Below are 25945 nucleotides of genomic sequence, written 5' to 3'. Positions count from 1 at the left end.
AGATATCGGCCTTTCGCGCAGCCCCTTGCGCTCCCGCCGAAATAAGCCGAATCCATGCCTTTCGATCTCAGCGTTGACTTGACCACCCTCGCCATCCTCGCCTTCGTGGCCTTCATCGCCGGTTTCATCGATGCCATCGCCGGCGGTGGCGGCCTGCTCACCACCCCGGCCCTGCTCACCGCAGGCTTGCCACCGCACCTGGTGTTGGGTACCAACAAGCTCAGTTCGACCTTCGGCTCGGCCACTGCCAGCTTCACCTTCTATCGGCGCAAGCTGTTCCACCCCCGGCAATGGATGCACGCCATCGTCGGCACCCTGGTCGGCGCCCTGACCGGGGCCATAGTCGCCCACTACCTGCCTGCCGAGTGGCTGAACAAGATGCTGCCGGTGATCGTCTTCGCCTGCGGCCTGTACCTGCTGTTCGGCGGCACGCCCAAGGCCCCGCTGGACAGCGAGGCACCGATCAAGAAGAAATGGCAATCGACCCAGGGCTTCAGCCTGGGCTTCTACGACGGCGTGGCCGGTCCGGGCACCGGGGCGTTCTGGACCGTCAGCAGCCTGCTGCTCTACCCCATCGACCTGGTCAAGGCCAGCGGCGTGGCGCGCAGCATGAACTTCGTCAGCAATATCGCGGCGCTGGCGGTGTTCATCTTTTCCGGGCAGGTGGATTGGATCATCGGCCTGAGCATGGGCCTGTCGGTGATGGTCGGGGCGTTCTTCGGGGCACGCACCGCCATCAGCGGTGGTGCCAAGTTCATTCGCCCGGTGTTCATCACCGTGGTCCTGGGCCTGACCGTGCGCCTAGCCTGGCAGCACTGGTTCAGCGTGGCCTAAGCGACGCGCCACATAGAGGTCGATCAGGTAGCGGGCAATCGAGCGCGACGCCGGCAACGGCGGCAGCGCATGCACGTTGAACCACTGGGCATCCTCGATCTCGTCTTCCTGGGGCAGGATCTCGCCACTGGCGTACTCGGCATGGAAACCCAGCATCATCGAGTGCGGGAACGGCCAGCACTGGCTGCCCACGTACTGGATGTTGCGCACCTCGATGCTCACCTCCTCGCGCACCTCGCGCACCAGGCAATCCTCCGCCGACTCACCGGGTTCGGCAAAACCTGCCAGGGTGCTGTAGACCCCGGGCACGAAGCGTGGCGAACGGGCCAGCAGGATCTCGTCGCCCCGGGTGATCAGCACGATCATGCTCGGCGAGATCCGCGGATAGGCCCGCAGGTCGCAGCTCTGGCAGTACATCGCACGCTCCCCCCGCACCTGCGCCATGGGCTGGCCGCAACTGCCGCAGAAGCGATGTTCCCGAGCCCAGGTACCGATCTGCGCGGCGTACCCCAGCACCTTGTACAGGGTGTGGTCGCCCTCCAGCATGAAGGCCCGCAGGCCTTTCCAGCCGCAGCCCTGGACCTGGGCACGGGAAGCGAGCTCGAGCAGGTATACCGGCTCGCCATCGAGGTGGCCGATGCCATGCTCGGCCAGCACCGGCAGGTCCTGGTTCTTGAGCCAGTGCCGAGGGAACAGCACGCCGTTGTCGTCGTAGAGAAAACCTTCCGGGCCACGGGCCACGGCCCAGCCGCCGGGAAGGTCGGTATCCAGTACTGCGGTGGTCCAGCGTGCAATCATCTTCAGTCAGTCCAGGAATTCGGGTTTCTGTTTGCTCATGTGGGCGGCGATGGCCACGCGCAGGTCATTGGACTGGAGCATGGCGGCGTTCCAGGTGGCCACGTACTCCAGGCCATCGTCGATGCGGTGGTCGCGCATGTAGCTGAGCATTTCCTTGGTGCCGGTCACGGCGATCGGCGACTTGGCGGCGATCTCCCGGGCGATTTCCATGACCCCGTCCAGCAGGCTGGAGGCATCGGCATAGGTGCGATTGACCAGGCCGATCTGGCGCGCCTCCTCGGCGCCGAAGGTCCGTCCGGTGTAAGCCAGCTCACGCAGCATGCCGTCACCGATGATACGTGGCAAACGTTGCAGTGTGCCGACATCGGCGGCCATGCCGATATCGATCTCCTTGATCGAGAACTGCACGTCGGCCGCGGCATAGCGCATGTCGCAGGCGCTGATCAGGTCGATGGCGCCGCCCAGGCAGTAGCCCTGGATAGCCGCCAGCACCGGCTTGCGACAGTTGTCCACGGCAGTGAACGAGGATTGCAGCTCGAGGATCTTGCGCCGCAGCAGGCGGGCATTGCGACCCACGTCCTTGCCCAGTTCGTTGGCGAATCCGGCCAGCATCATCAGGTCGATGCCAGAGGAAAAGTGCTTGCCGGCACCGCTGAGCACCACTACTCGCACCGCGTCGGTCTCGTCGATCCACTGGAAGATATCGACGATCTCACGCCAGAACGCGGCGTTCATGGCGTTGATCTTTTCCGGGCGGTTGATCTGCACATGGGCGATGTTGTCAGCGAGTTCGACGCGAAAGGCTTGGTATTCGGACATGGCAGCGATCCTTTTCTGGTGAGCAAATGAGGGCCGAACTATAGCAAGTGGCAAGCGCGCCCCGTAAGGCAGCGCATTGGCCAAAAGCGGGACTGGCACAGGCCCTGCCCCGCCAGTGATGGCGCAACCGCTCAGCCCACTTTCGCCGTGCGAAACGCCGCGGTCTCATAGGGCACCGTGACTTCGGCCTTGTCCCGCAATTGGGGTTCGCTGGCGATCAGCGCGGCGATCTGCCGGTCCACCTCGTCGCGCCCGGCCTGGGGCAAGGCGGCGATGAAGCTGGTGGAACGCACGCGATTGAACAGCACGTCCTCCACCGGGCCATGGTGCCCATGGCGAAAATGCTCTTCCTGCAACGGGCCGAAGCCGGGGTGGGGAAAGACCTGGCGCCAGGCTCCGGTGTAGTAGCGCGGCGTATCGCCCTGCAGGGCGTTGACGATGCGGTCCAGGCGCGCCACCCAGGGTACCCGTGCATCGCGCTGGTTCCACACCAGCGCCAGCTGGCCGCCCGACTTGAGTACCCGATGGATCTCGTCCAGGGCCCCAGGGGTGGCGAACCAGTGGAAGGCCTGGGCGCAGACCACCACATCCACCGAGGCATCGCGCAGCGGCAGCGCCTCGGCAGTACCCTCCAGGATCTGGACCTCGGGCTGGGCCTGGGCCAGCCGGGCACGCATCTGCGCCACGGGCTCCACCGCGATCACCTGGGCATCGGTGGCCGCCAGGCGCGCAGTGAACTTGCCGGTGCCAGCACCCAGGTCCACCACTACCCTGCCCGCGCGCAGGCCCAGCGCCTGGCGCAGCCAGGGGTCCAGTTCCGGCGGATAACCGGGACGCCCCCGGACATAAGTGTCGGCAGCCTGCTGGTAGCCGTCGGCCGCTGCATGGTGAATGGACTGATCGTTCACGGAACACCTCCTGGTCACGGATGCTGGCGCTTGAGGATAAACCCTCACCGGCCGCGGCCGGGATGAAACAAATGTCAGCTACGCCCGGGCCCGTCAACGGGGTGTGGGCAGGCTCAGGCGAAACCGCGCGCCGCCCAGTGGCGAGGCTTCCACCGTCAAGGTGCCACCCTGGGCCTCCAGGGCCCGGCGACTGATGGCCAGGCCCAGGCCGAAGCCACCGGTGGAGCGATCGCGGCTGCGATCCAGGCGATAGAAGGGTTCGAACACCCGCTCGCGTTCGTCGTCAGGGATGCCGATACCATCGTCGTCGACCCAGATCTCGCACCCCTGGTCGCTGACCAGCACCCCGACCTGGATGCGTTTCTCGCAATAACGGGTGGCGTTGCGCAACAGGTTCTGCAGGGCCCGCGCAGTCAGGCGCGGGTCCAGGGTGAAGCGCTCCAGGGTGCCATGCAGCAGCACGTCGATGACCAGGTCCGATTCCAGCTCATCGTCGACGCTGCCCAGGATGCTGTCGATGAACTCGTCCAGGGCCACCTCGATCTGCTCCGGCAAGCAGGCCGGATTCTGCAGGCGGCTGTAGGACAGCAGCTCCAGCACCAGCTCATCCAGCTCGCGGATGTGCGCCACCAACCCTTGCAGGCGCTCACGGCTGGCTGCCGGCAAGTCGTCGGACAACGCCAGGGCCAGGCCGAAGTCGAGCCGGGTCAGGGGCGTGCGCAATTCGTGGGATACCGCATTGAGCAGGTCGCGCTGCTGGTTCAGCAGTTGCTCGATATCGCCGGCCATGGTGTCGAACACATGGGCCAGGCTGCCGATGTTGGAGCTGGCCGGCAACTGCGTACGCTCGTCCAGATGGCCCTTGCCGAAGCGCTCTGCGGTGCGCTTGAGGCGCTCCAGGTCACGCCAGTGGGGCCGGACCCACAACAGCAGGCAGGCCAGCAGCACCGCACCGATCAGGACGTTGATGCTCCAGTACAGCAGGTTGACGTCCAGCGGGTCCGGCGGCATCACCAGCTTGACCGCCAACTGGTCGTGCAACGGCGACACCGCCAGGGTCCGCGAGCCCCAGTCGCCAACCCGCACCACCTTCTTGCCAGCCAGCAGGCGGGCCCGTTCGTCAGCACTGAAATCGGGGTCGTCGATGCGTACCAGGGCCACCTGCAACGGGCGGAAGTCCTCGTCCATCTCCCGGGCGAGCGCCGGCCATTGCGCCGGGGGCTGGGCGCGGAACTGCCTGGCGATCAGTTCTTGCAAACCGCGGGACTTGGTCAGGTTGTAATCGATGAAGCGCTGGTGAAACACCTTGATCACCAGGTCAGGGACCAGATACATCGCGGCGCTGAAGGCCACGATGGTGATCAGGTACAGCCGGACCAGGATGCGCAGCATGGGTTCAGCATTCCCACTCGGAACGGCTGAACAGGTAGCCCTTGCCCCAGACGGTCTTGATCTTGCGCGCCTCGCCGGCGTGGTCGTCGAACTTGCGTCGCAGCTTGGAGATGGCCACGTCCACCGAACGGTCGGTGCCGTTGAACTCGATACCGCGCAAGCGCTGGAGAATCTGGTCGCGGCTCAGCACTTCGCCGGCATGCCGGGCCAGCACCACCAGCAGGTTGTATTCGCCGCTGGACAGTTCCACCAGCTGGTCGCGCCAGGTCACGGTGCGTTCCGATAGATCGATGCACAGGTTGCCCATGAGGATCCGGTCGCTGGCGGTCTGCGGCTCGCCCAGGCTGCTGCGGCGCAATAGGGTCCGAACCCGGGCCAGCAGCACTCGCGGCTCGCAGGGCTTGGTCACATAGTCGTCGGCGCCCATTTCCAGGCCCAGCACCTGGTCGTGGCTGTCGTCGCGGGCGGTCAGCATCAGGATCGGCAGGCTGGCCGAGTCGGCCCGCAGCAGCCGGCACACTTGCAAGCCATCCAGGCCCGGCAGCATCAGGTCGAGGATCACCAGGTCCGGCGGGTTGCTCCGGGCCCGCTCGCGCACCTGGTCGCCACGGCTGATGACGCTGACCTGGTAGCCGTTGCGCTCCAGGTAGCTGGCAATCAGTTCGGAGAGCGCGGGGTCGTCTTCGACAAGGAGGATATTGGCCATGGAAGAGAAATCTTTATTGAAGAAATACGAAGAACCGGCGTTATCCATAGATGCGCCGGGAACTAGCAGCAAGGTTGCCAAGCATATACAACGCGGCCTCGACAGGCTCGTGCGCTTCACATTTTTTCACACAGCGGCTACATAGCTTCACAGCGCCTTAACCCCCATGCCCTTAGCATGCCGGGTTCATCATTGGGGTATCAGTATGTCGAACAAACTCTTCGCGCCGCTTTGCCTGCTGGTCATGGCCGCGACGCTGAGCGCCTGCGGCCAGTCCGGCAGCGAGCAGAAACCGGCGCCGGCCAAGGTCCGCACCGAGATCGTGCGCAGCCAAGCCTTGTCCATCACCAGCGAATTGAGCGGGCGGATCGCCGCGCCGCGCATTGCCGAGGTCCGCGCCCGGGTGGCCGGCGTGGTGCTGCAACGGACCTTCCGCGAAGGTTCGGACGTCAAGCAGGGCGACGTACTGTTCCGCATCGACCCGGCGCCGTTCAAGGCCGACCTGGACAGCGCCGTGGCCAGCCTGCGCAAGGCCGAGGCCACCGCGTTCCAGGCCCGCCTGCAGGAGCAGCGCTACTCGCGGCTGATTGCCGACCAGGCCATCAGCGGCCAGGAATACGACAACGCCCGCTCCGCCGCGCGCCAGGCCGATGCCGAAGTCGCCGCCAACCAGGCCGCGGTGCAGCGGGCCAGGCTGAACCTGGGCTACGCCACCGTCACCGCGCCGATTTCCGGTCGGGTCGGCCGCGCCCTGGTCACCGAAGGTGCCCTGGTGGGCCAGGGCGAAAGCACGCCCCTGGCGCTGATCCAGCAGCTGGATCCGATCCACGCCGACCTGACCCAGTCCACTCGCGAGCTCAACGAACTGCGGCGGGCCCTGCGCGCCGGCCAACTGCAGCAGGTCGGCAAGGACCAGGCCAAGGCCACCCTGGTGCAGGACGATGGCAGCCTCTATCCGCTACCGGGCAAGCTGCTGTTCACCGATATCAGCGTCGACCCCGGCACCGGCCAGATCACCCTGCGCAGCGAGTTCCCCAACCCGGAACTGGACCTGCTGCCCGGCAGCTTCGTCCGGGTCCGCCTGGAGCAGGCGGTCAACCGCCAGGGCATCAGCGTGCCGCAGCGGGCCATCCAGCGCGATGGCGCCGGCATCGCCCAGGTGTTGCTGGTGGACGCCGAAAACCGCGTGGTACAGCACCCGGTGCACCTGGGCGGCGTGCAGCAAGACCGCTGGATAGTCACCGACGGTCTCAAGCCCGGCGACCGGATCATCGTCGAAGGGCTGCAGCACGCCCGTCCCGGCGAGCAGGTCGAGATCGATGACGCCCCCCTCGCGCACGTCCAGAACCCAGGCCAATAGGTAGTACAGATGCCGCAATTCTTCATTGACCGCCCGGTGTTCGCCTGGGTGGTCGCCTTCTTCATCCTGATCGGCGGCGCCCTGGCGATCCCCCAGTTGCCGGTGGCCCAGTACCCCAACGTCGCCCCGCCGCAGATCGAGATCGCCGCCACCTACCCGGGTGCCTCGGCCCAGACCATGGACGAGTCGGTGGTCAGCCTGATCGAGCAAGAGCTCAACGGCGCCGACCACCTGCTGTACTTCTCGTCCCAGAGCAGCCTGGGCAGTGCCACCATCACCGCCACCTTCCAGCCGGGCACCAACCCGGAGCTGGCCCAGGTGGACGTGCAGAACCGCCTCAAGGCCGTGGAGCCACGCCTGCCCCAGGCCGTGACCCAGCAAGGCCTGCAGGTGGAGAAAGTCTCTGCCGGCTTCCTGCTGCTGATCACCCTGAGCTCCAATGACGGGCGCCTGGACGAGGTCGCGCTCAGCGACTACATGGCGCGCAGCGTGCTGAACGAGATCCGCCGCCTGGATGGCGTCGGCAAGGCCCAGTTGTATGGCGCCGAACGGGCCATGCGGATCTGGCTCGATCCGCAGAAACTGATCGGCTTCAACCTGACTCCGGCCGACGTCAACGCCGCCGTGGCCGCGCAGAACGCCCAGGTACCGGCAGGCAGCATCGGCGACCTGCCCGGCCCTTCCAGCCAGGAAATCACCGCCACCGTGCTGGTCAAGGGCCAACTGAGCAACCCGGATGAGTTCGCCGACATCGTCCTCAAGGCCAACCCCGACGGTTCCACCGTGCGTATCGGCGACGTGGCTCGGGTGGAAGTGGGCAGCCAGGAATACCAGTTCGGCACGCGCCTGAACGGCAAGCAGTCCACCGCCGTCGGCGTGCAGCTGTCTCCCGGGGCCAATGCGCTGAACACCGCGACCCTGATCCGGGCAAAGATGGACGAGCTGTCGCGCTACTTCCCCGCCGGCGTGGAATACAAGATCCCCTACGACACCTCGCCGTTCGTCAAGGTCTCGATCACCAAGGTGCTCTACACCCTGCTCGAGGCCATGGTCCTGGTGTTCCTGGTGATGCTGCTGTTCCTGCAGAACATCCGCTACACCCTGATCCCGACCCTGGTGGTCCCGGTGGCGCTGATGGGCACCTTCGCCACCATGCTGGCCCTGGGTTTCTCCATCAACGTGCTGACCATGTTCGGCATGGTGCTGGCCATCGGCATCCTGGTGGACGACGCCATCGTGGTGGTGGAGAACGTCGAACGGATCATGGCCAACGAGGGCCTGCCACCCCGGGAAGCCACGCGCAAGGCGATGCAGCAGATCACCGGCGCGATCATCGGCATCACCCTGGTGCTGGTAGCGGTGTTCATCCCCATGGCCTTCATGCCAGGCTCTGTGGGGGTGATCTACCAGCAGTTCTCGCTGTCCATGGCCACCTCGATCCTGTTCTCGGCGTTCCTGGCCCTGACCCTGACCCCGGCCCTGTGCGCGACCCTGCTCAAGCCCATCGCCGCCGGCGAGCATCATGAGCGTGGCGGCTTCTTCGGCTGGTTCAACCGCCGCTTCGAGCGCCTGACCGACAGCTACCAGGGTGGCGTGGCCTATGCGCTCAAGCGCAGCGGGCGCTACCTGCTGATCTACCTGGCGTTGCTGGTGGTCATGGCGCTGCTGTTCGTGCGCCTGCCCTCCTCGTTCCTGCCAGTCGAGGACCAGGGCTACACCATCACCGATATCCAGCTGCCACCGGGTGCCAGCCAGAACCGCACCATCCGCGTGGTGGAACAGATCGAGGCACACAACGCCTCGGAACCGGGCGTGGGCGACAGCACCATCATCCTCGGCTTCAGTTTCTCGGGTAACGGGCAGAACGCGGCGCTGGCCTTCACCACCCTCAAGGACTGGTCGCAACGGGGCCGCGACGATTCGGCGATGAGCATCGCCGAGCGCGCCACCGCAGCCTTCGGCGAAATCAAGGATGCCGTGGCCTACGCCATCCTGCCGCCGCCGATCGATGGCCTGGGCACCTCCAGCGGCTTCGAGTTCCGTCTGCAAGACCGTGGCGGCGTCGGCCATGAAGCGCTGATGCAGGCTCGTACCGAACTGCTGCAGGCCGCGCAAAAGAGCCCGATCCTGGCCAACGTGCGGGAAAACGCCCTGGCCGAGGCACCCCAGGTGCAACTGGCGATCGACCGCAAGCAAGCCAATGCCCTGGGCGTGTCCTTCGGCGATATCGGCAGCCTGCTGTCCACCGCCCTGGGCTCGGCCTACATCAACGACTTCCCCAACCAGGGCCGGATGCAGCGGGTGGTGATCCAGGCCGAGGGCGACCAGCGCAGCCAGGTCGAGGACCTGTTGCGCCTGAACGTGCGCAACAGCGCCGGCAAGATGGTGCCGTTGTCGTCCTTCGTCAGCGCCAGCTGGAAGATGGGCCCCGCACAGTTGACCCGCTACAACGGCTACCCGGCGGTCGACGTCTCCGGCGAGCCGGCAGCGGGCCGCAGCACCGGCGAAGCCATGCAGGAAATCGAACGCCTGGTGGCCCAGCTGCCGAACGGCCTGGGCCTGGAGTGGACCGGCCTGTCGTTGCAGGAGCGCCTGTCGGGCAGCCAGGCCCCGCTGCTGCTGGGGTTGTCGTTGCTGATCGTGTTCCTGTGCCTGGCGGCGCTCTACGAGAGCTGGTCGATCCCGGCCTCGGTGCTGCTGGTGGTGCCGCTGGGCGTACTCGGCGCAGTACTGGCGGTGACCTTGCGCGGCATGCCCAACGACGTGTTCTTCAAGGTGGGCCTGATCACCATCATCGGCCTGTCGGCGAAGAACGCGATCCTGATCATCGAGTTCGCCAAGAGCCTGTACGACGAGGGCCATGACCTGCTGGACGCCACCCTGCAGGCCGCCCGCCTGCGCCTGCGGCCGATCGTCATGACCTCCCTGGCGTTCATCCTCGGCGTGGTGCCCCTGGCCATCGCCACCGGCGCCAGCTCCGCCAGCCAGCAGGCGATCGGCACCGGGGTGATCGGCGGGATGATCACCGCGACCCTGGCGGTGATCTTCGTCCCGGTGTTCTTCGTGGTGGTGATGAAACTGGTGAAGCGCAACTCGCGCTAACCGCTACACGACCGCTCGCGGCAGGAGTAGCCGCTGGCGCAGGCTGTGCACAACCGCGCAGCGGGCGCCAGCGGAGCACCAGGCCGATCGCGGCTCCACGGCCGCTACGCGCCCGGTCGCTGCCTCGCAGGTTCGGTAGCAGCTACCGATCGCGCAGGCGCGCCATGGCCAGCACATCGACGTAGCGACCGTCACGCACCGCGTAGTCGCGCAACTGGCCCTCGGTCTCGAAGCCGAACTTGCGGTACAGGCCGATGGCCGCCAGGTTGTCGGCGTACACCGTCAGCTCGACCCGACGCAAGTTCATCCAGTTATCCGCCACCTCCAGCACCGCCGCCAGCAGGCGGCTGCCGATGCCCTGGCCCTGCCAGGCCCGCGCCACCCCCATGCCAAAGCTCGCGCAATGGGAGCGCCGGACCCGCCCGATCTGCTCCAGGCTGCAATTGCCGATCACCACGCCCTGGTGCAGGGCCACCAGGGACACCAGCCGCTCGTTGTCCAGCCCGAGGCGCTTGCGCCACAGTTCGGGGGACTGGTAAGGCATCTGCAGGGTCTGGCTGGCCACCGTCGGTTCACTGTAGAGCGCGGTCAAGCCTTCAAGATGAGCCTCGCTGAAACGCTCGATGACAATGCTGGCGGGAGAACTGGGCATGGCGGGGCGTCCTTGTCGTTGGAATGGCCATCGAGTGTAAAACGCCGGGCCCAGCCATGACGAGCGCCTCCCTCAGGCAAACCAGTCCTCGCGCTCGGTGAAGGTATGCAGGATCAGGTCCACCAGTTGCTGGACTTCTTCCTCGTGCTGCACCTGGGCGTTCATCGCCAGCCAGGCGCGGCGCTGCATGCTTTCGCCGAACAACCCGGGCAAGGCGGTCAAGCCGCGGTCGAAGCGGCTGATGTACTGCGGCAGCAAGCCGATACAGGCGCTGCAGCGGATCATCTCCAGCATCAGCTCATAGGAATGCACGTGCACCACCCCGGCCAGCCGCGAATCCACCAGGCTGTTCCAGGGACGGAAGGGTTCGATCTGCCGGTCGTGTTGCCACTGCACCAGCATGTAGTCGGTCAGGTCGTCGACGCTGTCGGGGCGCGCCGCGACCCGGGAGTAGCGCTTGGCGATGTGCGGCAGGTAGTCGATGCGCGCCAGGGGCATGGGTTCGCGAATGGCGAAGCTAGGCCCCGGCAAGGGCGAGTCGGCGGCCCCCAGCCACAGCACCAGGTCGGCGCTCAGGGCCCGCAGCGACAGGTCGCTGTCGATGGAGATGATTTCCAGGCGCGCGCTGGCGTTGCGCCGCAACAGGGCGATCAGGTCGCGACCCAGGATGTCATGCAGGATGGTCTCGGCCACCGCCAGGCGAATCAGCGGCTGCTCGATCACCGGCAGGCGCCGCTGGTGGGCCAGGGCGATCAACTGGGCCTGCAGTTGCAGGCCTTCGCGGCTCAGGCTCAAGGCGTTGCCCTGGTAGCAGAACAACGCACGCCGCAGGTGCTCCTCCAGCAACGCCAGCTGCTTGCGCAGCAAGGTGGCCTTGATGTTCAGGCTGCGGGCTGCCTGCATGAAGCAACCGCAACGGGCGCTCACCAGGAAATACTGCGCGACCTCCGGATCGATCCCGGCCGCCAGGGCCAGCCAGGCTTCCCGGGGTTCCTGGGGAACACTGTAGGGAACAACGCCCTGGTGTGGAGCAGGTTCGAGAAATGACATCGGTGACTCCCTGTCTTGTTGAGTGTTGCGTCCTTGGCTTGCGCCGGTGTTGGCAGCAAGCAGGCCGTGACGGCACGCGCCACATCCCACTTCCTGCCCTGCCCTGAAACCGCGTGGACCGGACCACGACGCCCCGCAAGATGGCGCCCGCTGCTGGCCCCGCTCCACGCGGGCCGGTTACTGAGCTTTTTCCTCCAGTGCCTGGTTGAGCGCCGCGCCATCGATGCTCAGCGTCGCGGTGTTGAGCATGCCCTCCAGATAGGCCTTGGCGATCTGCTCCTGGCGCTGGGCCCGCAAGGCCTGGACCAGGCGCTCACGCACCTCGTCCAGGCTGGCGGTACGCGCCGGTTGCAGCTCGGTCAGCTTGAGCACATGGAAACCCGCCGCGCTCTGCACCACCTCCGATACCGCGCCGACCTTGAGCCGGGCCACGGCGCCACGCACCTCCGGCACCAGTTGCTGCAGGGGCTGCAAGCCCGAGTCGCCACCGTGCCGGGCACTGTCCGGGTCCTGGGAATACTGTGCAGCCAAGGCGGCGAACTCACCGGGCGCGGCCTGGGCCTTCCTGGCGATCTCCTGGGCCTGGCGCCGCACCTGCTCCAGCGCCCGGGGCTCGGGCACCGCCAGGAAGACCTGGCTGACCCGGTACAACGGCGGGGTCAGCCAGGCCGATTTGCCGCTGTCGTAGGCCTGTTGCAGTTCGGCGGCGCTGGGGTAGTCCGCCGGCACCTGGCTGACCGACTGCATGTAGTCGCGAAAGACGATCTGCTCGGTGGCAGCGCGGGTTTGCTGCTCCACCTCCGGGCGCTGGCGCCAGCCCTGGGCATCGGCCTGCTCCAGCACCGCCTTCTGCGCCAGGCGCGAACGGATCCAGGTCTCCAGGGCCGGGCGATTGTCGCGCAGTTGAGCCCGGGCCTCCTCCGGCAGGCTGGCGAACAGCGCCTGGAGTTCCGCCACCGCCACCTGCTGGTTACCAAGGCGCGCCACCGCCGGAGTATTCGCCAATTGCTGCTGCAGCGCCGCCGGGGCCGGCTGCTGGGCCGCCACCGGATCGCTGCCCGGACGCAAGGCCAGCCCCAGGGCCAGGCCAAGCAGGGTCAGCGCCCCGGCACCGACCACCAGGGTCGGCTTCTTCACAGGACCGCCGCCTCTGCCGCGCCACTGGCCTGCGGCGTGCCGGCTGGCTCGACCTGGGCTTGGGCCTGCAGTTGGGCCGCCTGCTGGCTGTATTCACGCAGGTAGACGATGAACTCCTGGAGCAGGCGGTCCCACAGCTCCAGCTGGCTGCGCAGGTGGGTATCGCTGACCCCGGCCACCACCACGTCCATTTCCATCACCAGGAATTCACCCTGCAACGACAGCCGGGCGAAGCGCCGCGAGGCGTTCCACAGCTCCGCCAGGCCGGCCGGCAACTCGCCTTGGACGCGCAACGCACAGCTATAGGTGAAGTCCACGTAGTGCCCGGCCTCTGCCGCCGGGTTGCCGAAGCGCACGGCGTAGCCGATGCCCTGGCTGGCACTGAGCAATTGCACGATACCGTTCTGTTCGGTGTGGTTGACCCGGTAACCGGCGCCTTGCAGCAGGTCGGTCAGGCTGTCGGTGGTGACGCTGGTGATCAAGGTTGCTTGTGTCATGTCTGTTCTTCCTTGGTAATCAGTGAGCGCTCGCCGCCCGTGGGGCGTCGAACTGAGTCTGGTACAGGTCATCGCCGAAACCCTGGGCCAGTTCCTCGAACTTGACCCTAGCACTACCTGCGAAAGGCTGGCGGATCTTGACCACCTCGGCGACGTCGATCTTCTCGTAGGCCGTGAGGATTTCCTTGGCGATACCGTACATCCGTTGATTCTTGACTGCGCATTGCTGCACTTGTGTGTCACGTTCGTTCAATTGCGCCTGCAGCTTGACCCGCTCGGCCTCCTTGCCCCGGGCCAGCACCAGCAGTTCGTCGTAGGCCTTCTTGAACTTGCCCAGTTGCTCGCTGTTGGCGGCAGCCTGGGCCTGGGCCTGGCTCTGCAGGTTCTGCTGCTGGCCGGCCAGTTGCTCGGCCACGCCACGGCTCTTGGCCAGTTCGGCGGTGAGCTGCTTGACCTGAGCCTGGGCCTCCTTGGCGGCGTTTTCCGCGGCCAGCCGCGCGGCGGCGGCCTGGGCCTGCTCGCTCTGCAGGGCCTGCAACTGCTGGGTAGTGCTGCGCAACTGGGTGCGCAGGCGCTCCTCCATGCCTTCGGCAGCGGCGGGCACACTGGCCAGCACGCCACAGGCCAGCAACAGGCCCACGGCCCCTGCCCTCGTCCGGCTGTTCATAACCTTCCTCCCTGCGCTTAGAAGCGCGTATTGAGTTCAAGCTGCATGACGTCGACTTCATAACGCGGCCCGTAGACTTCCGAGGCGCTCATGTAGCGGGCCGTGGCATAGATGTTCTTGTCGATGCCGTAGTTGCCGCCCAGGAAGTAGCCCTTGGCGTTGGTCCCGCCCAGGTGGAACGAAGAGTCGTTGAAGCCGTCGGGCAAGGCGTCGGGCTGGATGTACTTGTAGCCGGCCAGCAGGTTCCAGTCGCCGGCCTTCTTCATTTCCAGGGCATTACCCAGGGTGAACTGCAGCATCAGCGCATTGCCGCCGCTCTCGAACTCGCCATTGCGGTTGATGTTGTTGACGATCTGGCCTTCGCTGCGCTTGAGCATCTCGGCCTTGTCGTAGGCCAGGTTGCGGATGTAGTTGCCCTGGGTGCGCAGGCGCAGGTCATCCGGCAGCTCGGTGTCCCAGGCCAGGTTCAGGTCCAGCACATCGAACTTCGAGGCCAGGCCCACGTATTGCGGTTGCGGGGTCAGGCCGGGAGTGGCCGGGTTGGGCGCGATGTTGCGCAACAGGAACACGCTGTTGCCCTTCTGCATGAAGGCCACCCGCGAACCGTCGGTATCGCAGCCCGGGGCGCCGGCCCAGGGCGTGCAAGGGCTGGAGCGCTGGCCTTCGATATCCTCGAAGCGGTAGTAGGCCAAGGCGCCCTTGAGGCTGTTGCTGCGGTTGATCTTCCAATTGGCGCCGATCTGCCCGCCGAACAACCACTTGGTGTCGCTCTCGTTCTTGTCGAAGCCGTTGCTGGTGGACGTGTCGTTGGTGTACTCCACCGGGAAGGCGCCGACCGTGCCGAACAGCCCCCAGTCGCTGTCGAGCTTGTGGTTGAAGATCGCCGCCACGCCGTCGAAGTTCAGGTCGTTGGAGTACAGCATGTCGGTGGAATAGAACGGGTTGGCGATCCGCCCGCCGGTCAGGGTCAGGTCCTGGGTGGCCTTCCAGGTCAGGTAGCCCTGGTCGAGCCAGATGTCCTTCTTGCCGAAGCCGCCGCCCAGGGTCTGGGTGGTGGATACCGGGTTGTTGTCCGAGCCGGTGCCGATGCGGATACCTGCGGTCCATTCCGGCGAGATCACCGCCTTCATCCCCAGGCGCGCCCGCAGGCGGAACAGGTTGTCGCGGTCCTCGCGGGTGTTGAGCAGCGGCGGCAGCTTGCTGTTGGTGTCCTTGTTGACGTCGTAGGGGCCGCTGTCGTTGAGCTTGGCGTAGTCGACGATCTCGTTGCTGTTGTTGTCGGCGAAGAACCGCGACTCACTGCGCAGGCGAATGTCGCCATCGAAGGTGATGCGCGAGACCCAGTCCGGGAAGGTGTTGGGCTGGGCCCAGTTCTCCTGCTTGGCGGTGGCCATGACCTCGGCCTTGACCTGGTCGCGGATCTGGTCGCGGACGATGGCCGGCACGTATTGCACCCGCACGTCCCCCGGCGCGGCCGCAGGTCCGCCGGCGGCCACCGCAGCCACCGCGGCGTTGGCCTGGCGAGCCTGCTGGGCCTCCTTCTCGGCCTGGGCGATCAGGCCGTCGGCCTGCTCCTGCTTCAAAACCCCCTGTTGCACCAACAAACGGATCAGGTTGATCGTGGCGTTCTCCGAAGGCGCGGCCGCCGCGGCCGTGGCCTGGCCGGCCAGGCCCAGGGCGACCATGCCGAGCGCCAGGGTCAATCGATTCAGGGTGGAAATCATCTGCACACAACTCCTGTAGAAACTGCAAAAGGGGTTCGATCAATCCGGACGCCGGCCCTTGAGGGACAGGCGCACAGGCAAGGTCAGGGAAGCCGGCATGCGCTCCTTCAAGCGTGGCGTGGCCCGCAGCGCCGCCAGCACCTGTTCGTCGGTCTGGGCATCGCCGCTGGAGTGGGCCAGCAGCACCCGGGTGACTTGGCCGTCAGCGCCCAGCCACAGGTCCACCTGCAGCGAATAGGCCTTCTTGCGCAACTCCGCATCCTCGCGCAGCGCGCGCTGGAAGGTCGCCGCCAGGTATTGCTTGTAGGTTCCGGTGCCCAGGCCGCCGCCACCGGAGCCAGCCATGCCGCCGCCCTTGCCGGCGCCGATGTTGAAAGCGTCGCCGCCCGCCTGGGCGTCGCCATCGATCTGCATCGGGTTGGCCAGGTCGTCCGCCGGCGATGGCGGTGCCTCTTCCTCGGGCTTGACCTCCTCGGGGGTCGGCGTGGGCTCGGGCTCCGGCACTTTCTCCTCCACCGGTTCCGGCTCCTTGGGCTTCTCCGGCGGCGGTGGAGGTGGCGGCGGTGGTGGCGGCAACGGGATGATGGTCGGCACCTTCGGCGCTTCCCGGCGCACCCCGGCCATGTCGTTGGCCCACTGCCACAGCAGCCAGGCGGCGACGCCCGCCAGCAGCAGCCCGAGGCCCCACTTGAGCAGGCGCACGGCTTTTTGCTTTGGCTGAACCGGCGGGAGCTGGATAGGTTGTTGTGCGGTCATGACTCAGCCCTGGGGTTTGCCGGTAACCAGCCCGACCTGGGACAGCTCCAGGCGGCGCAACAGGTCGAGGACCTCGATCACCTTCTGGTACTGCACCGTGGCATCGCCGCGGACGATGATCGGGAAGTCCGGGTTCTGCGCCTTCTCGATGCGCAGGCGCTCTTCCAGCTCGCCCAGGGTCACCGGGTAGGCATCGAGGAACACCTGGCCGCCGTCGTTCACCGAGATGGCCTTGGTCTTGGCCTCAGACAACGACACCGAGGCGCTGGCCTTGGGCAGGTGGATCTGGATGCCCGAGACCTGGGCGGTGGCGGTGAGGATGAACATCACCAGCACCACCATCAGCACGTCCACCAGGGGCGTGATGTTGATGCTGTCGACGGCGGCATCGTCTTCGTCGTCATGGGAGGCGTTCACGGAAGCCATGGCAGTTCTCCTCAGGCCGGGACCGATGCGTTGCTGTGGCTGACCCGCCAGTGGGCGTTCTCATGCTGCTGGCTCTCGCCGTGCAGCTCCGCCAGGCGGGTGATGAACTCGTCGACGAACACCCGCATGTCGGCCCCCACTTCCTTGTTGCGGGTGATCAGGCGGTTGTAGCCGAACAGTGCCGGGATCGCGACGAACAGGCCCATGGCGGTGGCCAGCAGGGCCGCGGCCATGCCCGGGGCGATGGCGTTGATGTTGACGTCGCCGGCCATGGCGGTGCCGAGGAACACCACCATGATCCCCAGCACCGTGCCCAACAGGCCGATGTAGGGACCGCCGGCGATGGCGTTGGACAGGGTCGAGAGCTTGGCGCTCAGCTGCTGGTTCTCGCGGGTGCGCACCCCGTCCATGGAGCAGCGGATGGCTTCGATGGTGGCCGCCGACACCGACGAGGTATCGGCGCCCTGCTCGCGGCGGGTGCGGATCTCCTTGACCGCCACCAGGTACAGGCGCCACAGCGAGGAGTGCTCCAGGCGTGCATCCAGGGCCTGGTCATCGGCGAACATCTCAAGACGGGTGCCGACTTTGGCGAACTGCTCGCGAAACAGCGTATTGGCGGCGCTGACCCGGCTGACCATGCGGTTCTTGCGCAGCATGATCACCCACGACTGGATCATCATCGCCACCAGCACCAGGATGATCACCCAGGCGTCCACCGGCACCGCCTTGAGCAAGAAGCCCAGGCTGCCGAAGCCGAAGCCCGACTGTTCTTCATCGACGCCGTAGGCCACCAGTTTCGACTCGGCGCCCTGGGCGCTGGCATCGGCCAAAAGCAGCGCCGCGGGACGTGCCACCTTGGACAGGCGCAGCTCGTCCATGGCCCCGGTGAACGGCAGGAAATGGCTGGCCTCGGCCCCTGCCGCGACCGGCAGGTCGGCGCCGATGGCCAGCGGCGAATTGAACGACGGGATGGCCTGGGCCAGGCTCGCGGTTTCCCGGCCATTGACGTACAGCGCCAGGCGGCTGCCCTCGCCGCTCAGGGCCAGGTGCTGCCATTGCCCCGGATTCAAGGGCTGGGTGGATACGGCGCGCTGGCCGTCCACTTCCACGAACGGCATGCCCTGGTTGACCCCGACCAGCAGGCTGCCGGCGCCTTCGCGCCGGGCCAGCAGCAGCTGTTCGCCACTGGCCTGGTCCAGGCGGACCCAGGCGCTGAAGGTGAAGGCGCCGCCGGCATTGTGCTGCAGCGAGGGGCTGGCCGGCAGCAGCAATGGCTGGCCACTGAACTGCAGGGCACGGCCGATCACTCCATCGATGCTCGCCCCGGTGGCACCCTGCGCGGTGTTGCCATAGGCGGTGGTGTCCTTGGCCGGGATGCCGTTGCCGCCCTCGAAGTGGTAGATGGCGGTGTAGCTGGGATCGAAAGTCAGCTGGCCGTTGGCGGTGGCCGGGGCCTTCTGGTTGCCGTAGTACATCCAGATGTCCTGGCGCTGGCCACCTTCGACCTTGGGTACGTCGACCCAGATCAGCGCCATGCCCATCAGGGGGTCGAAGCTCTCGATCTGGTGGTTGAGCACGGTCTTGTCATCGGCGGCGACGAAGCGCAGGTCGGAGCCGTGCTCCTTGACCCCGTCGAAGGTGAAGTTGCCGGTATGCAGGCGTACCAGCAGCGCGGTACGGCCCAGGGCCTCGTTGATGGCCGCCCCCTGGGGCGTGGTATCGACACTGATCTGCTTGCGGTAATGCCAGTCGTCCTGCCACCAGGCATGGGCCGTGGCCGGGAGCACGAAGCCCAGGCAGATCAACAGGCTCAGGAATAAGCGTTGCATGGAAGGGTTCTCCGTAAAAAGTCAGAACGTGGCTTGCACACTGAAGTGCAGGCGCGGATCGTATTTCTGGGTGTTGGGGCCGTCTTTGAGGGGGTAACCCCAGTCCAGGCTGCCGGACAGCCACTTGCTCAAGCTGGCTCGGGTGCCCAGGCCGACACTGGCCAGGCTGTATTGGTCTTCCTGCTCGGGCAGTGGCTCGTGCAGGCTCAGGCGCGCACCTTCGGCGAAGGCGTAGAAGCGCCACTCCTGCACGTAGCTGCCGAGGAACTTGGCCAGGGACGGCGTGCGCAGTTCCTGGGAGAACAGCCAACCTTCGTCGCCGGTACGCTCGGCGGCCAGGTAGCCACGCACCGAGGTGGCGCCACCGGCGGAGTACTGTTCGTTGGAGACCAGCGGGCCCGAGGCCAGCTGGAAAGCGGTCTTGGACGCCGATTGCCAGTCGTTGGCGAAGGTATAGGTGAAGCTGGCATCGCCCTTGAGCACCGAGAAGCTGGCACTGGCTTCGTCACGCTTGTAGTGGAACTCGCGGGCGTCACTGCCATAACCGAAGAAACGCCGGGTACCGATCACCAGGTTCAGGCCCAGGCTCAATTGCGACTTCTCGCTGTAGCGGTAGCCGTTGTAGCCGAAGGTCAGCGGTGCGTACTTGAGCGGGATCTGGTCGCTGCTGCGGCCGAAGCGCATCTCTTCGTCGAAGTCCTTGAAGTCCACGCCCGCCGACAGCGAGTTGGCCCAACTGTCGCTGGCTGGCAAGGCATAGATCGCCGCGACCCCGTAGGAATGGCCCTTGCCCAGCACGTTGCTGCCGCCGATGGTGGCGATGTTGCTGTCGGACTGGTAGCCGGAGAACTGCAGGCTCCAGCGATCGCTCAAGGGAGCGGTATAGGAACCGGACCAGACCTTGGCGTTGGAGGTGTCCTGGGGCGCAGTGAAGAAGGTCAGGGAAACGCTGTGGCCCAGTTGCCAGAGGTTGTCGTAGCCGACACTGGCCACGGTGCGCAGCTTCTCGGTATCGGCGCTGTAGTCGTTGTTCAGGCCGATGCTGGCGCGCCAGGGATTCTTGTCTTCCACCTGCAGGTCCACATCCATGGTTCCCGGCCGCTGGCCTTCGCGCACCAAGGGCATGACCTGGCGCCCGGCACCGCGATTGAGCCCCGCCAGCTGGTTCTGCACCGTGGCGAAGTCCGGCACCTGGCCCTCTTGCAGCGCCGGCACCTGCTCGCGGATCTCCAATGGCGAGTAGTGCTTGGCGCCCACCACGCGCACCCGGCCGACCTTGGTCTCGCTGACTTGCAGGTAGACGATGCCGTCATCGACCTTCTGCTCCGGCAACTCGACATACACCGACTGGTAGCCGCGAGCCTGATAGACCTTCTGCAGGGCGTCGCGGGCGCCCTCGATGTCGCTCAGGGCCTTCTGCGGCCCGAGGAACGGATACACCGCCTCTTCGATGGCCCTGGCGTCGAGCACGGTATTGCCGCGCACGAAGTACTCGTTGACGTCCACCAAACGCGCCGGGACCTGGGCCTCCTGCGCGGGTTCGGCCGGCACCTGGCCGCCCTCCTCGGCTTGCACCGCCGGCGCCAGCGCCAGCCATGCCAACCAGCCGCACAACGGCCACCAGCGCCCGCTACTGCCCGGTCGTCCTGATTTGCCCGAATACTCCACACCGCCCCCTAGAAGTCTGAAAATTGGCGCGCGCACGCGCATTGCCGTCGCCGTCTGCACAGCGTTTGGCCGATTCAATTGCTGGTGATCGAGGTGTTGTCGTGACGTGCCAGCCAGGTATGCAGCAGCGCGAAGTTCAGCGAGAACTCCGGCATCTGCAGCAAGGCTTTGCAGAACACTTCACCGATGATCTTGTGGATCAGGTGCACCGCCCGAGGGTTGTTCAACAGCGCGGCGATATCGCGGCTCAGGACACTGAAGCTCCAGACCTTCTGGTTCAGGCCCAGGCCGACGAACCAGCGGAACAGCAGGTTGTAGTTCAGCTGTTCGTAGAGCTGCTGTTCGCTGGGCACCGAGTACAAAAGCTGCAGCAACAGGATGTGCATCACCGTGCGTGGGGCGATGCACAGGCCGGCCTCGGCATTGAGGGTCTCGAACAACTCGGCATGGCGGTCCAGCAGCTCTTCGATCTGCGGGCGCAGCAGCACCAGCGAGTGCCCTGGCGGGATGTAGCTGGACACCTCCTTCAAGGCGCCCTGCCAGTCATCCTGGGAGACGATCCAGACCCACGGCGCCCCATAGCGATAGACCGAGACCGGCTTCTTGCGCGCCGCCTCGACGATCTTCGACAACCGCTGGTCCAGCTCCTGCATGCCCACTTTCGAGTAGCGTTCCATAGTCCCCATAGCCTCACTCCCGGCGTCCCGCCTCGGCTTAAAAAAGTGGCCTGGCGGCCCCCTCAAGCGCGTTACATACCCAAGACGTGCGTGGCGATGTGCTACCGAACTTTTGTCATAAAAGCTTCATTCACAAGCTGGGCAGCGGCCTGAAGCCGTCCGCCAGGTGGCACGGTGGGTCGGGGTCCTGCGGCCGCTGCGCGGTGGGTCGCAGCCCCGTGTAGCCGCTGCCGCAGGCTGCGCATGACCGCGCGGCGGGCACCCTGGCAGTGGGTCAGGTGGGTCGAGGTTCTACGGCCGCTGCGCGACCGGTCGCAGGCTCGACAGCGGCTACACAGGTGGGGCGCCGTAGCTTTTTGCTGGTGGCGGAGTAGACTCGCGCAACCCCCAGGACTACTCGGCAACATGGACGAACTTCACTTCAGCCCCGCGCAACTGGCCAACCGCACCGAAGCCAGCCAGGCCAGCGTAAGTAGCGCCGTCGAGCTGCGGCCCCGGCCCGGTATCGCCCTGCCCGCCAGCGGCAGCGACTGGGCTGCCAGCGCGATCCCTGGCCAGGCCGGCCCGCTCGACGCTGGCGCAGGCCGACCTTCCACTGGCAAAACCGGAACCCACCCATGAAGTTCACTTCGGCAGGCAAGCTCATCGAGCCTCGGCGGGTCGGCTATCGGAGCCTGGGTTTCGGCGAAGCTACATCCCTTGAGACAACCCCCTTTGAGCTGCTGATAGACCATTGGGAGCTGGCCCAGGGCTTTATCCAATGCGCCGATGGGTTCATCAACCAGTGCCGGGAAGACGACCTGGCCCAGGGTTTTGCCGACATCGTGCAATTGCAGCGACTGGACTACCCGAAGTTCGAGAATCTGCTGGCGAACCAGCCGCAACTGGCAGCCGAGCTGATCAAGGACTACCTCTACTTCGAACTGCTGTATGCACTGTTCCCCAATACCAGCGCACTGGAGCTGGTCATCAACGAGATCGCCAGCGTCCTCGTCGCGAGGACCACAGTGACCATCACCGGCCTGACGTTTCCCGTCTATCACCGACACTCAGCGCACTGACCTGCCGGCGCGAACCTCAGCTGGTCGTTTGCAACAGGCGGGCTATGCGCTCACGCAACGCACCATGCTCCGCCTCGGCATAGGCAACGGCGGTTTTCCAGTCGTAGAACCAGACCGGCATGCGACGCTTGTCCTCCGGCTCCGAGGCATAGCGGGGAAAGAGATGGCAATGCAGCTCCGGCTCCGAATTGCCGAGGATCTCGTAGTTCATGCGCAACGCCCCGGTGGCCTCCAGCACCGCATCGCCAAGACGCGCCATGTCCAGCAGGTAGGCGGTCCGGGCCTGGGTATCGAGGTCGTTCAGGCTAGGCACCACCGGGTCCGGCAACAGCAGGCAGTAACCCGGCAGGAACTGCACATCCCCCATGACCGCCCAGCCCGAAGGCATCCGGCAAATCACCTTGTCATTGGCGCCCTGGCGGGCCAGTTCGACACGTTGCGAAATCAGCGACATTCATTTTCCCTTGATGTTGGTCCCGGCATCGGCCGCCGGGCACGGAGTGCTCAAGCTTCGCTCGAGGGCGAGCAACTCTATACCGGCCATCCCAAGCTTCTCCAGCGCCTGGAACCGGCCTACACCGCTCGCACGACGGTGTAGGTCAACGTGGCCGAGAACAACGCCAGGACGATGGCCGTGCCCCTGGAAAACAACGGGCCCGATACCCGACCCAGATACTGCGCCCGAATGCCTGCACCGAGGGAGACCCAAAGCAAGGCGATGGGTGCCAGCGCCAGGAAGAATGCGCTCAATGAAGGAACGAAACTCCCCAGGCTGGCAAACGAAGCGGCCGGGAAAATCACGCTGGCGAAGATCAACCCCTTGGGATTGAGTACGGTCGCGATCAGCAAGTGGCGCGGCCAACTGTCGAAGCGCTCGACCTGATGGGTGCCACTGGTCGAGGTCTTCCAGGTCTTCAGCGCCAGGGCCGCGATATAGCAGGCACAGGCCAGCTTGATCAGGTGGATCAACCATGGATGGTCCTGGGACAACAACACCAGACCCCAACCCCAGGTACAGATCGAGACGGTGTAGCCGAGCATCTCGATCAGCACCAGGGGCAAAGAGCGCAATACACCGAACTTGAAGCCCGAAGCCAGCAGCAAGGTATTCGAGGGCCCCGGTACTATCAGTATCAGGGATGAGAAAAGTGCGATCTTGTAGAGGTCGTCCATTGGCATGTTTTCCTATTCCTTCAGGAAAGTTGTTCTTGTTAGAGGAAATACGACTACTGCGTTGCAATGGGTCAGATGGAGTGCCCACCCATGGATTTGTAGATGCTGATCAGGTGCGTCCTGAGCTGGCTGTCGCTATCGACCAGGTCACGCTGGGCATCGAGCAGGGAACGCTGGGCATCGAGTTGGTCCAGGTAGCTGGCGTCCCCGGCGACGTACCGGGCACGGGTCCATTCGTAGCTGCGAGCCTTGCTGTCGTAGCTGTCCTTGAGGTGTGCCACACGCTGGTACTCGTTGTGGTAGCGGCTCAAGGCATCGTCCACCTCCTGCCATGCCGCCAGCACGGTCTGGTGAAACGCCACGGCCGCTTCCTGCTGTTCGAGCTTGCGCAAGACCACGGTCTTGCTGCGACGCCCGCGGTCGAACAGCGGCAGGTCCAGGCGCGGCCCTACCGACCAGGTCCGGCTGCTCCAGTCGGCAAACTTGCCGCCTTTATAGGACTCGAAGCCGAAGTCGGCCCCCAGGATCACGCTGGGATAGAGTTCTGCCTCGGCTACTCCGATGCCGGCCGTGGCCCGGTGCAGCCTGGCTTGCGCGGCGCGAATATCCGGACGCTCGCGAGCCAGCTCGGCCGGCAGCCCCAGCCGCAAATCCGGCAATGAGTTGCCAGGAGCCGGCCCGGGTGAGCCGGCCAGCAAAGCGTCCAGAGCACCGGGACGCTCGCCCAGCAGTACGGCGATGCGGTTGGCGGCCTGGGTCTGTCGTGCCTTCCAGCCGGGTATCTGAGCGTTCAAATTTGCCAGTCGCGCCTCCTGGCGCTCCACCGCAAAACCGTCCTCCTCACCTTCACGAGCCTGTACCGTCACCACTTGCAGGTGCTCGGCGAGGATCTTCGCTTCCTGCTCCAGCAGGCTGGTCTGGCTCTGCGCGGTACGCACCTCGATGTAGTTTCTCGCCAGTTCGCTGGAGACGCTGAGCAGTACATCGTCCAAGGTCGCGGCTGCACCATCGACCTCGGCCTCGGCTGCTTCGCCAAGGCGCGACACCCGCCCCCAGAGATCCAGCTCCCAGGAAACATCGAACCCGGCTTGGTACAGGCTGTAGGGATCGGTCAGGGCCTTTTCCAGGATCTTGCGGTCGCCACCCAAGGCCTCGAGCATGCGATTGTTCGGGGCGTACCGGCTTTGTCTATTCCTGGAGGCCGCGCCGGAGAAAGACACCTCGGGTGTTTCCAGGGATGCGACGATCTGGCGCTGCAACCGGACCTGGGCAAACCGCAGCAACGCGGTATGCAGGTCCGGGTTGTCCTCCCGCACTCGGGTCTGCAAGCGGTCCAGGATCGGATCGCCAAATACCTGCCACCAATTACCGTCGTTGCCAGGTACAACGGCCATGGATGGTGTTCCAGGTGCTGCCGGCAACTCCGGCCCACTGTGCCAATCCGTCCATCGCTCGGGGCTGTGCACCTCGGGCACCGTGAAGTCAGGTCCGACAGTGCAGGCCGAGACAGCCATCAGCAAGGTCGCTGCCAACCCATTGAGCAGATATCCAGCATGAATCGTTTTCATGACGTTCCTTATCAAGCCAATTCAAACCAATCGATTGCGAAACAGCCAGGCGGCCAGTGGCAGGGTCACCAGCGCGACGGCGAACATCGGCACCAGGTTCGCCGAGACATCAGACAGGGTCGCCCCTTCCAGGTAGATCCTCCTGACCAGGTCGATGGCAAAGCGCAACGGGTCGAGGTAGGTCAGCAGTTGCAAGGCCTGGGGCATGCTATGCACCGGGGTGATCAGGCCGGACAGCAGGATTAGCGGCATCATCAGCACGAAGGTGTACACCATGGCCTGCTGCATGTTGGCCGAGAGGGCGGATATGGACAGGCCGATCCCCACGCAGGCGCTGGTGAACACGAACAGCCCCAGGTACAGGTCCAGCACGGAACCGATCATGGGGATCTTGAACCAGAACAACCCGACCAGGAGGATCAGGCTCGATTGCAGCAAGCCGATCAGCACCGATGGCAACGCCTTGCCCAGCAAGATCACGAAAGGGGTCAGCGGCGTGACCAGCAATTGGTCGAAGGTGCCTTGCTCACGTTCCCTGGCCACCGAGAGCGCCGCCAGCATCAGGGTCTGGATCATGCTCAAGGCGGCGATCAGGCCGGGCACGATGTTCCAGCGAGTCTGCAAGTTGGGGTTGAACCAGGCACGTGTTTCCAAACGCAAGGGAGCGTTGGCGGCCTCCAGGAACTGCTGGTTGAAGTCACCCACCAGGTTGGCGATATGCCCGGCCGCCATCCCGGCGGTCGTGGAGTTGCGGCCGTCCAGCACCAGCTGCAGGCTGGCATTGTCCTGGCGGGCCAGGCGCTCCTCGAAGTCCGCAGAGATGTGCAGCACCAGCAGCGCCTGGCCATTATCGATGGCCGGAGCGATCTCGCCGACGCTGGTCAGCGTCGCCGTACGGGCGAAGACCCCGGAAGCATCGAAACGGGCGATCAGTTCCCGTGAGGCACGCCCCTGGCTCTGGTCCAGCACGGCATAGGGCACGTAGTTCAGGTCGTAGGTCGCGCCATAACCGAAGAGCAAGGACTGGACGATCGCCGGGGCGATCAGGATCACCCGATTGGCCGGATCCTTGACGATAGCGAGGATTTCCTTCTGGATCAGGAACAACAGTTCACGTAGGAAGCTCATCAGTTTGTCCATT

26 protein-coding genes are annotated in these 25945 nt (G+C 65.5%); 6 read left to right on the top strand and 20 right to left on the bottom strand.

The window, feature by feature from the left end; translation table 11 throughout:
- The first annotated feature begins 54 nt into the window (after window positions 1-54).
- Window positions 55-834 carry a TSUP family transporter gene (locus C4K40_RS13695; RefSeq protein ID WP_022644248.1) on the top strand — a complete coding sequence of 260 codons (780 nt, stop codon included), beginning with the start codon at window positions 55-57 and terminating at the stop codon, window positions 832-834.
- Here the strand turns inward: C4K40_RS13695 and nudC are convergent.
- From nudC to C4K40_RS13670, 5 genes are all read right to left on the bottom strand, one after another.
- The gene (gene nudC, locus C4K40_RS13690; protein WP_022644247.1) at window positions 802-1632 is read right to left on the bottom strand and encodes an NAD(+) diphosphatase; all 831 of its coding nucleotides are present in this window, start codon (window positions 1630-1632) and stop codon (window positions 802-804) included. The genes C4K40_RS13695 and nudC overlap by 33 nt on opposite strands.
- 6 nt (window positions 1633-1638) lie before the next feature.
- A complete protein-coding gene (locus C4K40_RS13685; protein ID WP_053129166.1) occupies window positions 1639-2451 on the bottom strand; it encodes a crotonase/enoyl-CoA hydratase family protein in 813 nt (270 codons plus the stop codon).
- 131 nt (window positions 2452-2582) lie between these two features.
- Window positions 2583-3359 carry a class I SAM-dependent methyltransferase gene (locus tag C4K40_RS13680; protein ID WP_053129163.1) on the bottom strand — a complete coding sequence of 259 codons (777 nt, stop codon included), beginning with the start codon at window positions 3357-3359 and terminating at the stop codon, window positions 2583-2585.
- A gap of 93 nt (window positions 3360-3452) precedes the next feature.
- Window positions 3453-4751, bottom strand: coding sequence for an ATP-binding protein (locus C4K40_RS13675; RefSeq protein ID WP_022644245.1), 1299 nt, complete (start codon window positions 4749-4751; stop codon window positions 3453-3455).
- 4 nt (window positions 4752-4755) lie between these two features.
- Window positions 4756-5457, bottom strand: coding sequence for a response regulator transcription factor (locus C4K40_RS13670; protein WP_022644244.1), 702 nt, complete (start codon window positions 5455-5457; stop codon window positions 4756-4758).
- Between C4K40_RS13670 and C4K40_RS31555 the strand changes: the two genes are divergently transcribed.
- The 3 genes from C4K40_RS31555 to C4K40_RS13660 are packed head-to-tail and all read left to right on the top strand — an operon-like array spanning window position 5456 to window position 9919.
- Window positions 5456-5602, top strand: a complete 147-nt coding sequence (locus C4K40_RS31555; RefSeq protein WP_022644243.1) for a hypothetical protein — start codon at window positions 5456-5458, stop codon at window positions 5600-5602. The genes C4K40_RS13670 and C4K40_RS31555 overlap by 2 nt on opposite strands.
- Before the next feature lie 60 nt (window positions 5603-5662).
- Window positions 5663-6817, top strand: a complete 1155-nt coding sequence (locus tag C4K40_RS13665) for an efflux RND transporter periplasmic adaptor subunit (protein ID WP_053129161.1) — start codon at window positions 5663-5665, stop codon at window positions 6815-6817.
- Between the two features lie 9 nt (window positions 6818-6826).
- Window positions 6827-9919, top strand: a complete 3093-nt coding sequence (locus tag C4K40_RS13660) for an efflux RND transporter permease subunit (protein WP_053129159.1) — start codon at window positions 6827-6829, stop codon at window positions 9917-9919.
- 142 nt (window positions 9920-10061) lie between these two features.
- Here C4K40_RS13660 and C4K40_RS13655 read toward each other — a convergent pair whose 3' ends face one another.
- From C4K40_RS13655 to C4K40_RS13605, 11 genes are all read right to left on the bottom strand, one after another.
- The gene (locus tag C4K40_RS13655; protein WP_053129157.1) at window positions 10062-10571 is read right to left on the bottom strand and encodes a GNAT family N-acetyltransferase; all 510 of its coding nucleotides are present in this window, start codon (window positions 10569-10571) and stop codon (window positions 10062-10064) included.
- A 72-nt stretch (window positions 10572-10643) separates the two neighbouring features.
- Window positions 10644-11621 carry a LysR family transcriptional regulator gene (locus C4K40_RS13650; protein ID WP_053129155.1) on the bottom strand — a complete coding sequence of 326 codons (978 nt, stop codon included), beginning with the start codon at window positions 11619-11621 and terminating at the stop codon, window positions 10644-10646.
- A gap of 177 nt (window positions 11622-11798) precedes the next feature.
- Complete coding sequence (locus tag C4K40_RS13645; RefSeq protein WP_053129153.1) at window positions 11799-12758, bottom strand: peptidylprolyl isomerase; 960 nt, start codon at window positions 12756-12758, stop codon at window positions 11799-11801.
- Window positions 12755-13255, bottom strand: a complete 501-nt coding sequence (locus C4K40_RS13640; RefSeq protein ID WP_022644235.1) for a YbjN domain-containing protein — start codon at window positions 13253-13255, stop codon at window positions 12755-12757. Before C4K40_RS13640 ends, C4K40_RS13645 begins: the two co-directional genes overlap by 4 nt.
- Before the next feature lie 19 nt (window positions 13256-13274).
- Window positions 13275-13922 carry a hypothetical protein gene (locus C4K40_RS13635; RefSeq protein ID WP_053129152.1) on the bottom strand — a complete coding sequence of 216 codons (648 nt, stop codon included), beginning with the start codon at window positions 13920-13922 and terminating at the stop codon, window positions 13275-13277.
- A 17-nt stretch (window positions 13923-13939) separates the two neighbouring features.
- Window positions 13940-15646, bottom strand: coding sequence for a putative porin (locus C4K40_RS13630; protein WP_053129149.1), 1707 nt, complete (start codon window positions 15644-15646; stop codon window positions 13940-13942).
- Between the two features lie 39 nt (window positions 15647-15685).
- Window positions 15686-16402, bottom strand: a complete 717-nt coding sequence (locus C4K40_RS13625; RefSeq protein ID WP_031321634.1) for an energy transducer TonB — start codon at window positions 16400-16402, stop codon at window positions 15686-15688.
- A gap of 3 nt (window positions 16403-16405) precedes the next feature.
- Window positions 16406-16828, bottom strand: coding sequence for a biopolymer transporter ExbD (locus C4K40_RS13620; RefSeq protein ID WP_053129146.1), 423 nt, complete (start codon window positions 16826-16828; stop codon window positions 16406-16408).
- Between the two features lie 11 nt (window positions 16829-16839).
- Complete coding sequence (locus C4K40_RS13615; protein ID WP_053129144.1) at window positions 16840-18657, bottom strand: DUF2341 domain-containing protein; 1818 nt, start codon at window positions 18655-18657, stop codon at window positions 16840-16842.
- Between the two features lie 21 nt (window positions 18658-18678).
- A complete protein-coding gene (locus tag C4K40_RS13610) occupies window positions 18679-20367 on the bottom strand; it encodes a ShlB/FhaC/HecB family hemolysin secretion/activation protein (protein WP_172681613.1) in 1689 nt (562 codons plus the stop codon).
- Between the two features lie 32 nt (window positions 20368-20399).
- Window positions 20400-21002: a transposase gene (locus tag C4K40_RS13605; protein ID WP_053129140.1), complete on the bottom strand. Its 603-nt coding sequence runs from the start codon at window positions 21000-21002 to the stop codon at window positions 20400-20402.
- 405 nt (window positions 21003-21407) lie between these two features.
- On the opposite strand from C4K40_RS13605, the gene C4K40_RS13600 reads away from it, so the two are divergent.
- Entirely contained in the window at window positions 21408-21623 is a 216-nt protein-coding gene (locus tag C4K40_RS13600; RefSeq protein WP_022644156.1) for a hypothetical protein, read from the top strand.
- Window positions 21620-22063 carry a hypothetical protein gene (locus C4K40_RS13595; RefSeq protein WP_053129137.1) on the top strand — a complete coding sequence of 148 codons (444 nt, stop codon included), beginning with the start codon at window positions 21620-21622 and terminating at the stop codon, window positions 22061-22063. Before C4K40_RS13600 ends, C4K40_RS13595 begins: the two co-directional genes overlap by 4 nt.
- A 16-nt stretch (window positions 22064-22079) precedes the next feature.
- Here C4K40_RS13595 and C4K40_RS13590 read toward each other — a convergent pair whose 3' ends face one another.
- The 4 genes from C4K40_RS13590 to C4K40_RS13575 all read right to left on the bottom strand — a co-directional run bounded on the left by C4K40_RS13590 (window position 22080) and on the right by C4K40_RS13575 (window position 25944).
- The gene (locus C4K40_RS13590; protein ID WP_053129134.1) at window positions 22080-22517 is read right to left on the bottom strand and encodes an HIT family protein; all 438 of its coding nucleotides are present in this window, start codon (window positions 22515-22517) and stop codon (window positions 22080-22082) included.
- Between the two features lie 119 nt (window positions 22518-22636).
- Entirely contained in the window at window positions 22637-23242 is a 606-nt protein-coding gene (locus C4K40_RS13585) for a LysE family translocator (RefSeq protein WP_031321631.1), read from the bottom strand.
- A 65-nt stretch (window positions 23243-23307) separates the two neighbouring features.
- Window positions 23308-24750 (bottom strand): efflux transporter outer membrane subunit, encoded by a 1443-nt coding sequence (locus tag C4K40_RS13580; protein ID WP_235777384.1) that lies wholly within the window; start codon window positions 24748-24750, stop codon window positions 23308-23310.
- Window positions 24751-24825: 75 nt separating this feature from the next.
- The gene (locus tag C4K40_RS13575; protein ID WP_083456821.1) at window positions 24826-25944 is read right to left on the bottom strand and encodes an ABC transporter permease; all 1119 of its coding nucleotides are present in this window, start codon (window positions 25942-25944) and stop codon (window positions 24826-24828) included.
- Between the last annotated feature and the right edge of the window lies 1 nt (window position 25945).

Origin of the sequence: Pseudomonas sp. CMR5c, from assembly GCF_003850545.1 — a bacterium.
Taxonomy (GTDB): Bacteria; Pseudomonadota; Gammaproteobacteria; order Pseudomonadales; family Pseudomonadaceae; genus Aquipseudomonas; species Aquipseudomonas piscis.
Note: the sequence above shows the minus strand (reverse complement) of the source record. Positions and strands in the feature narration are given on the sequence as shown.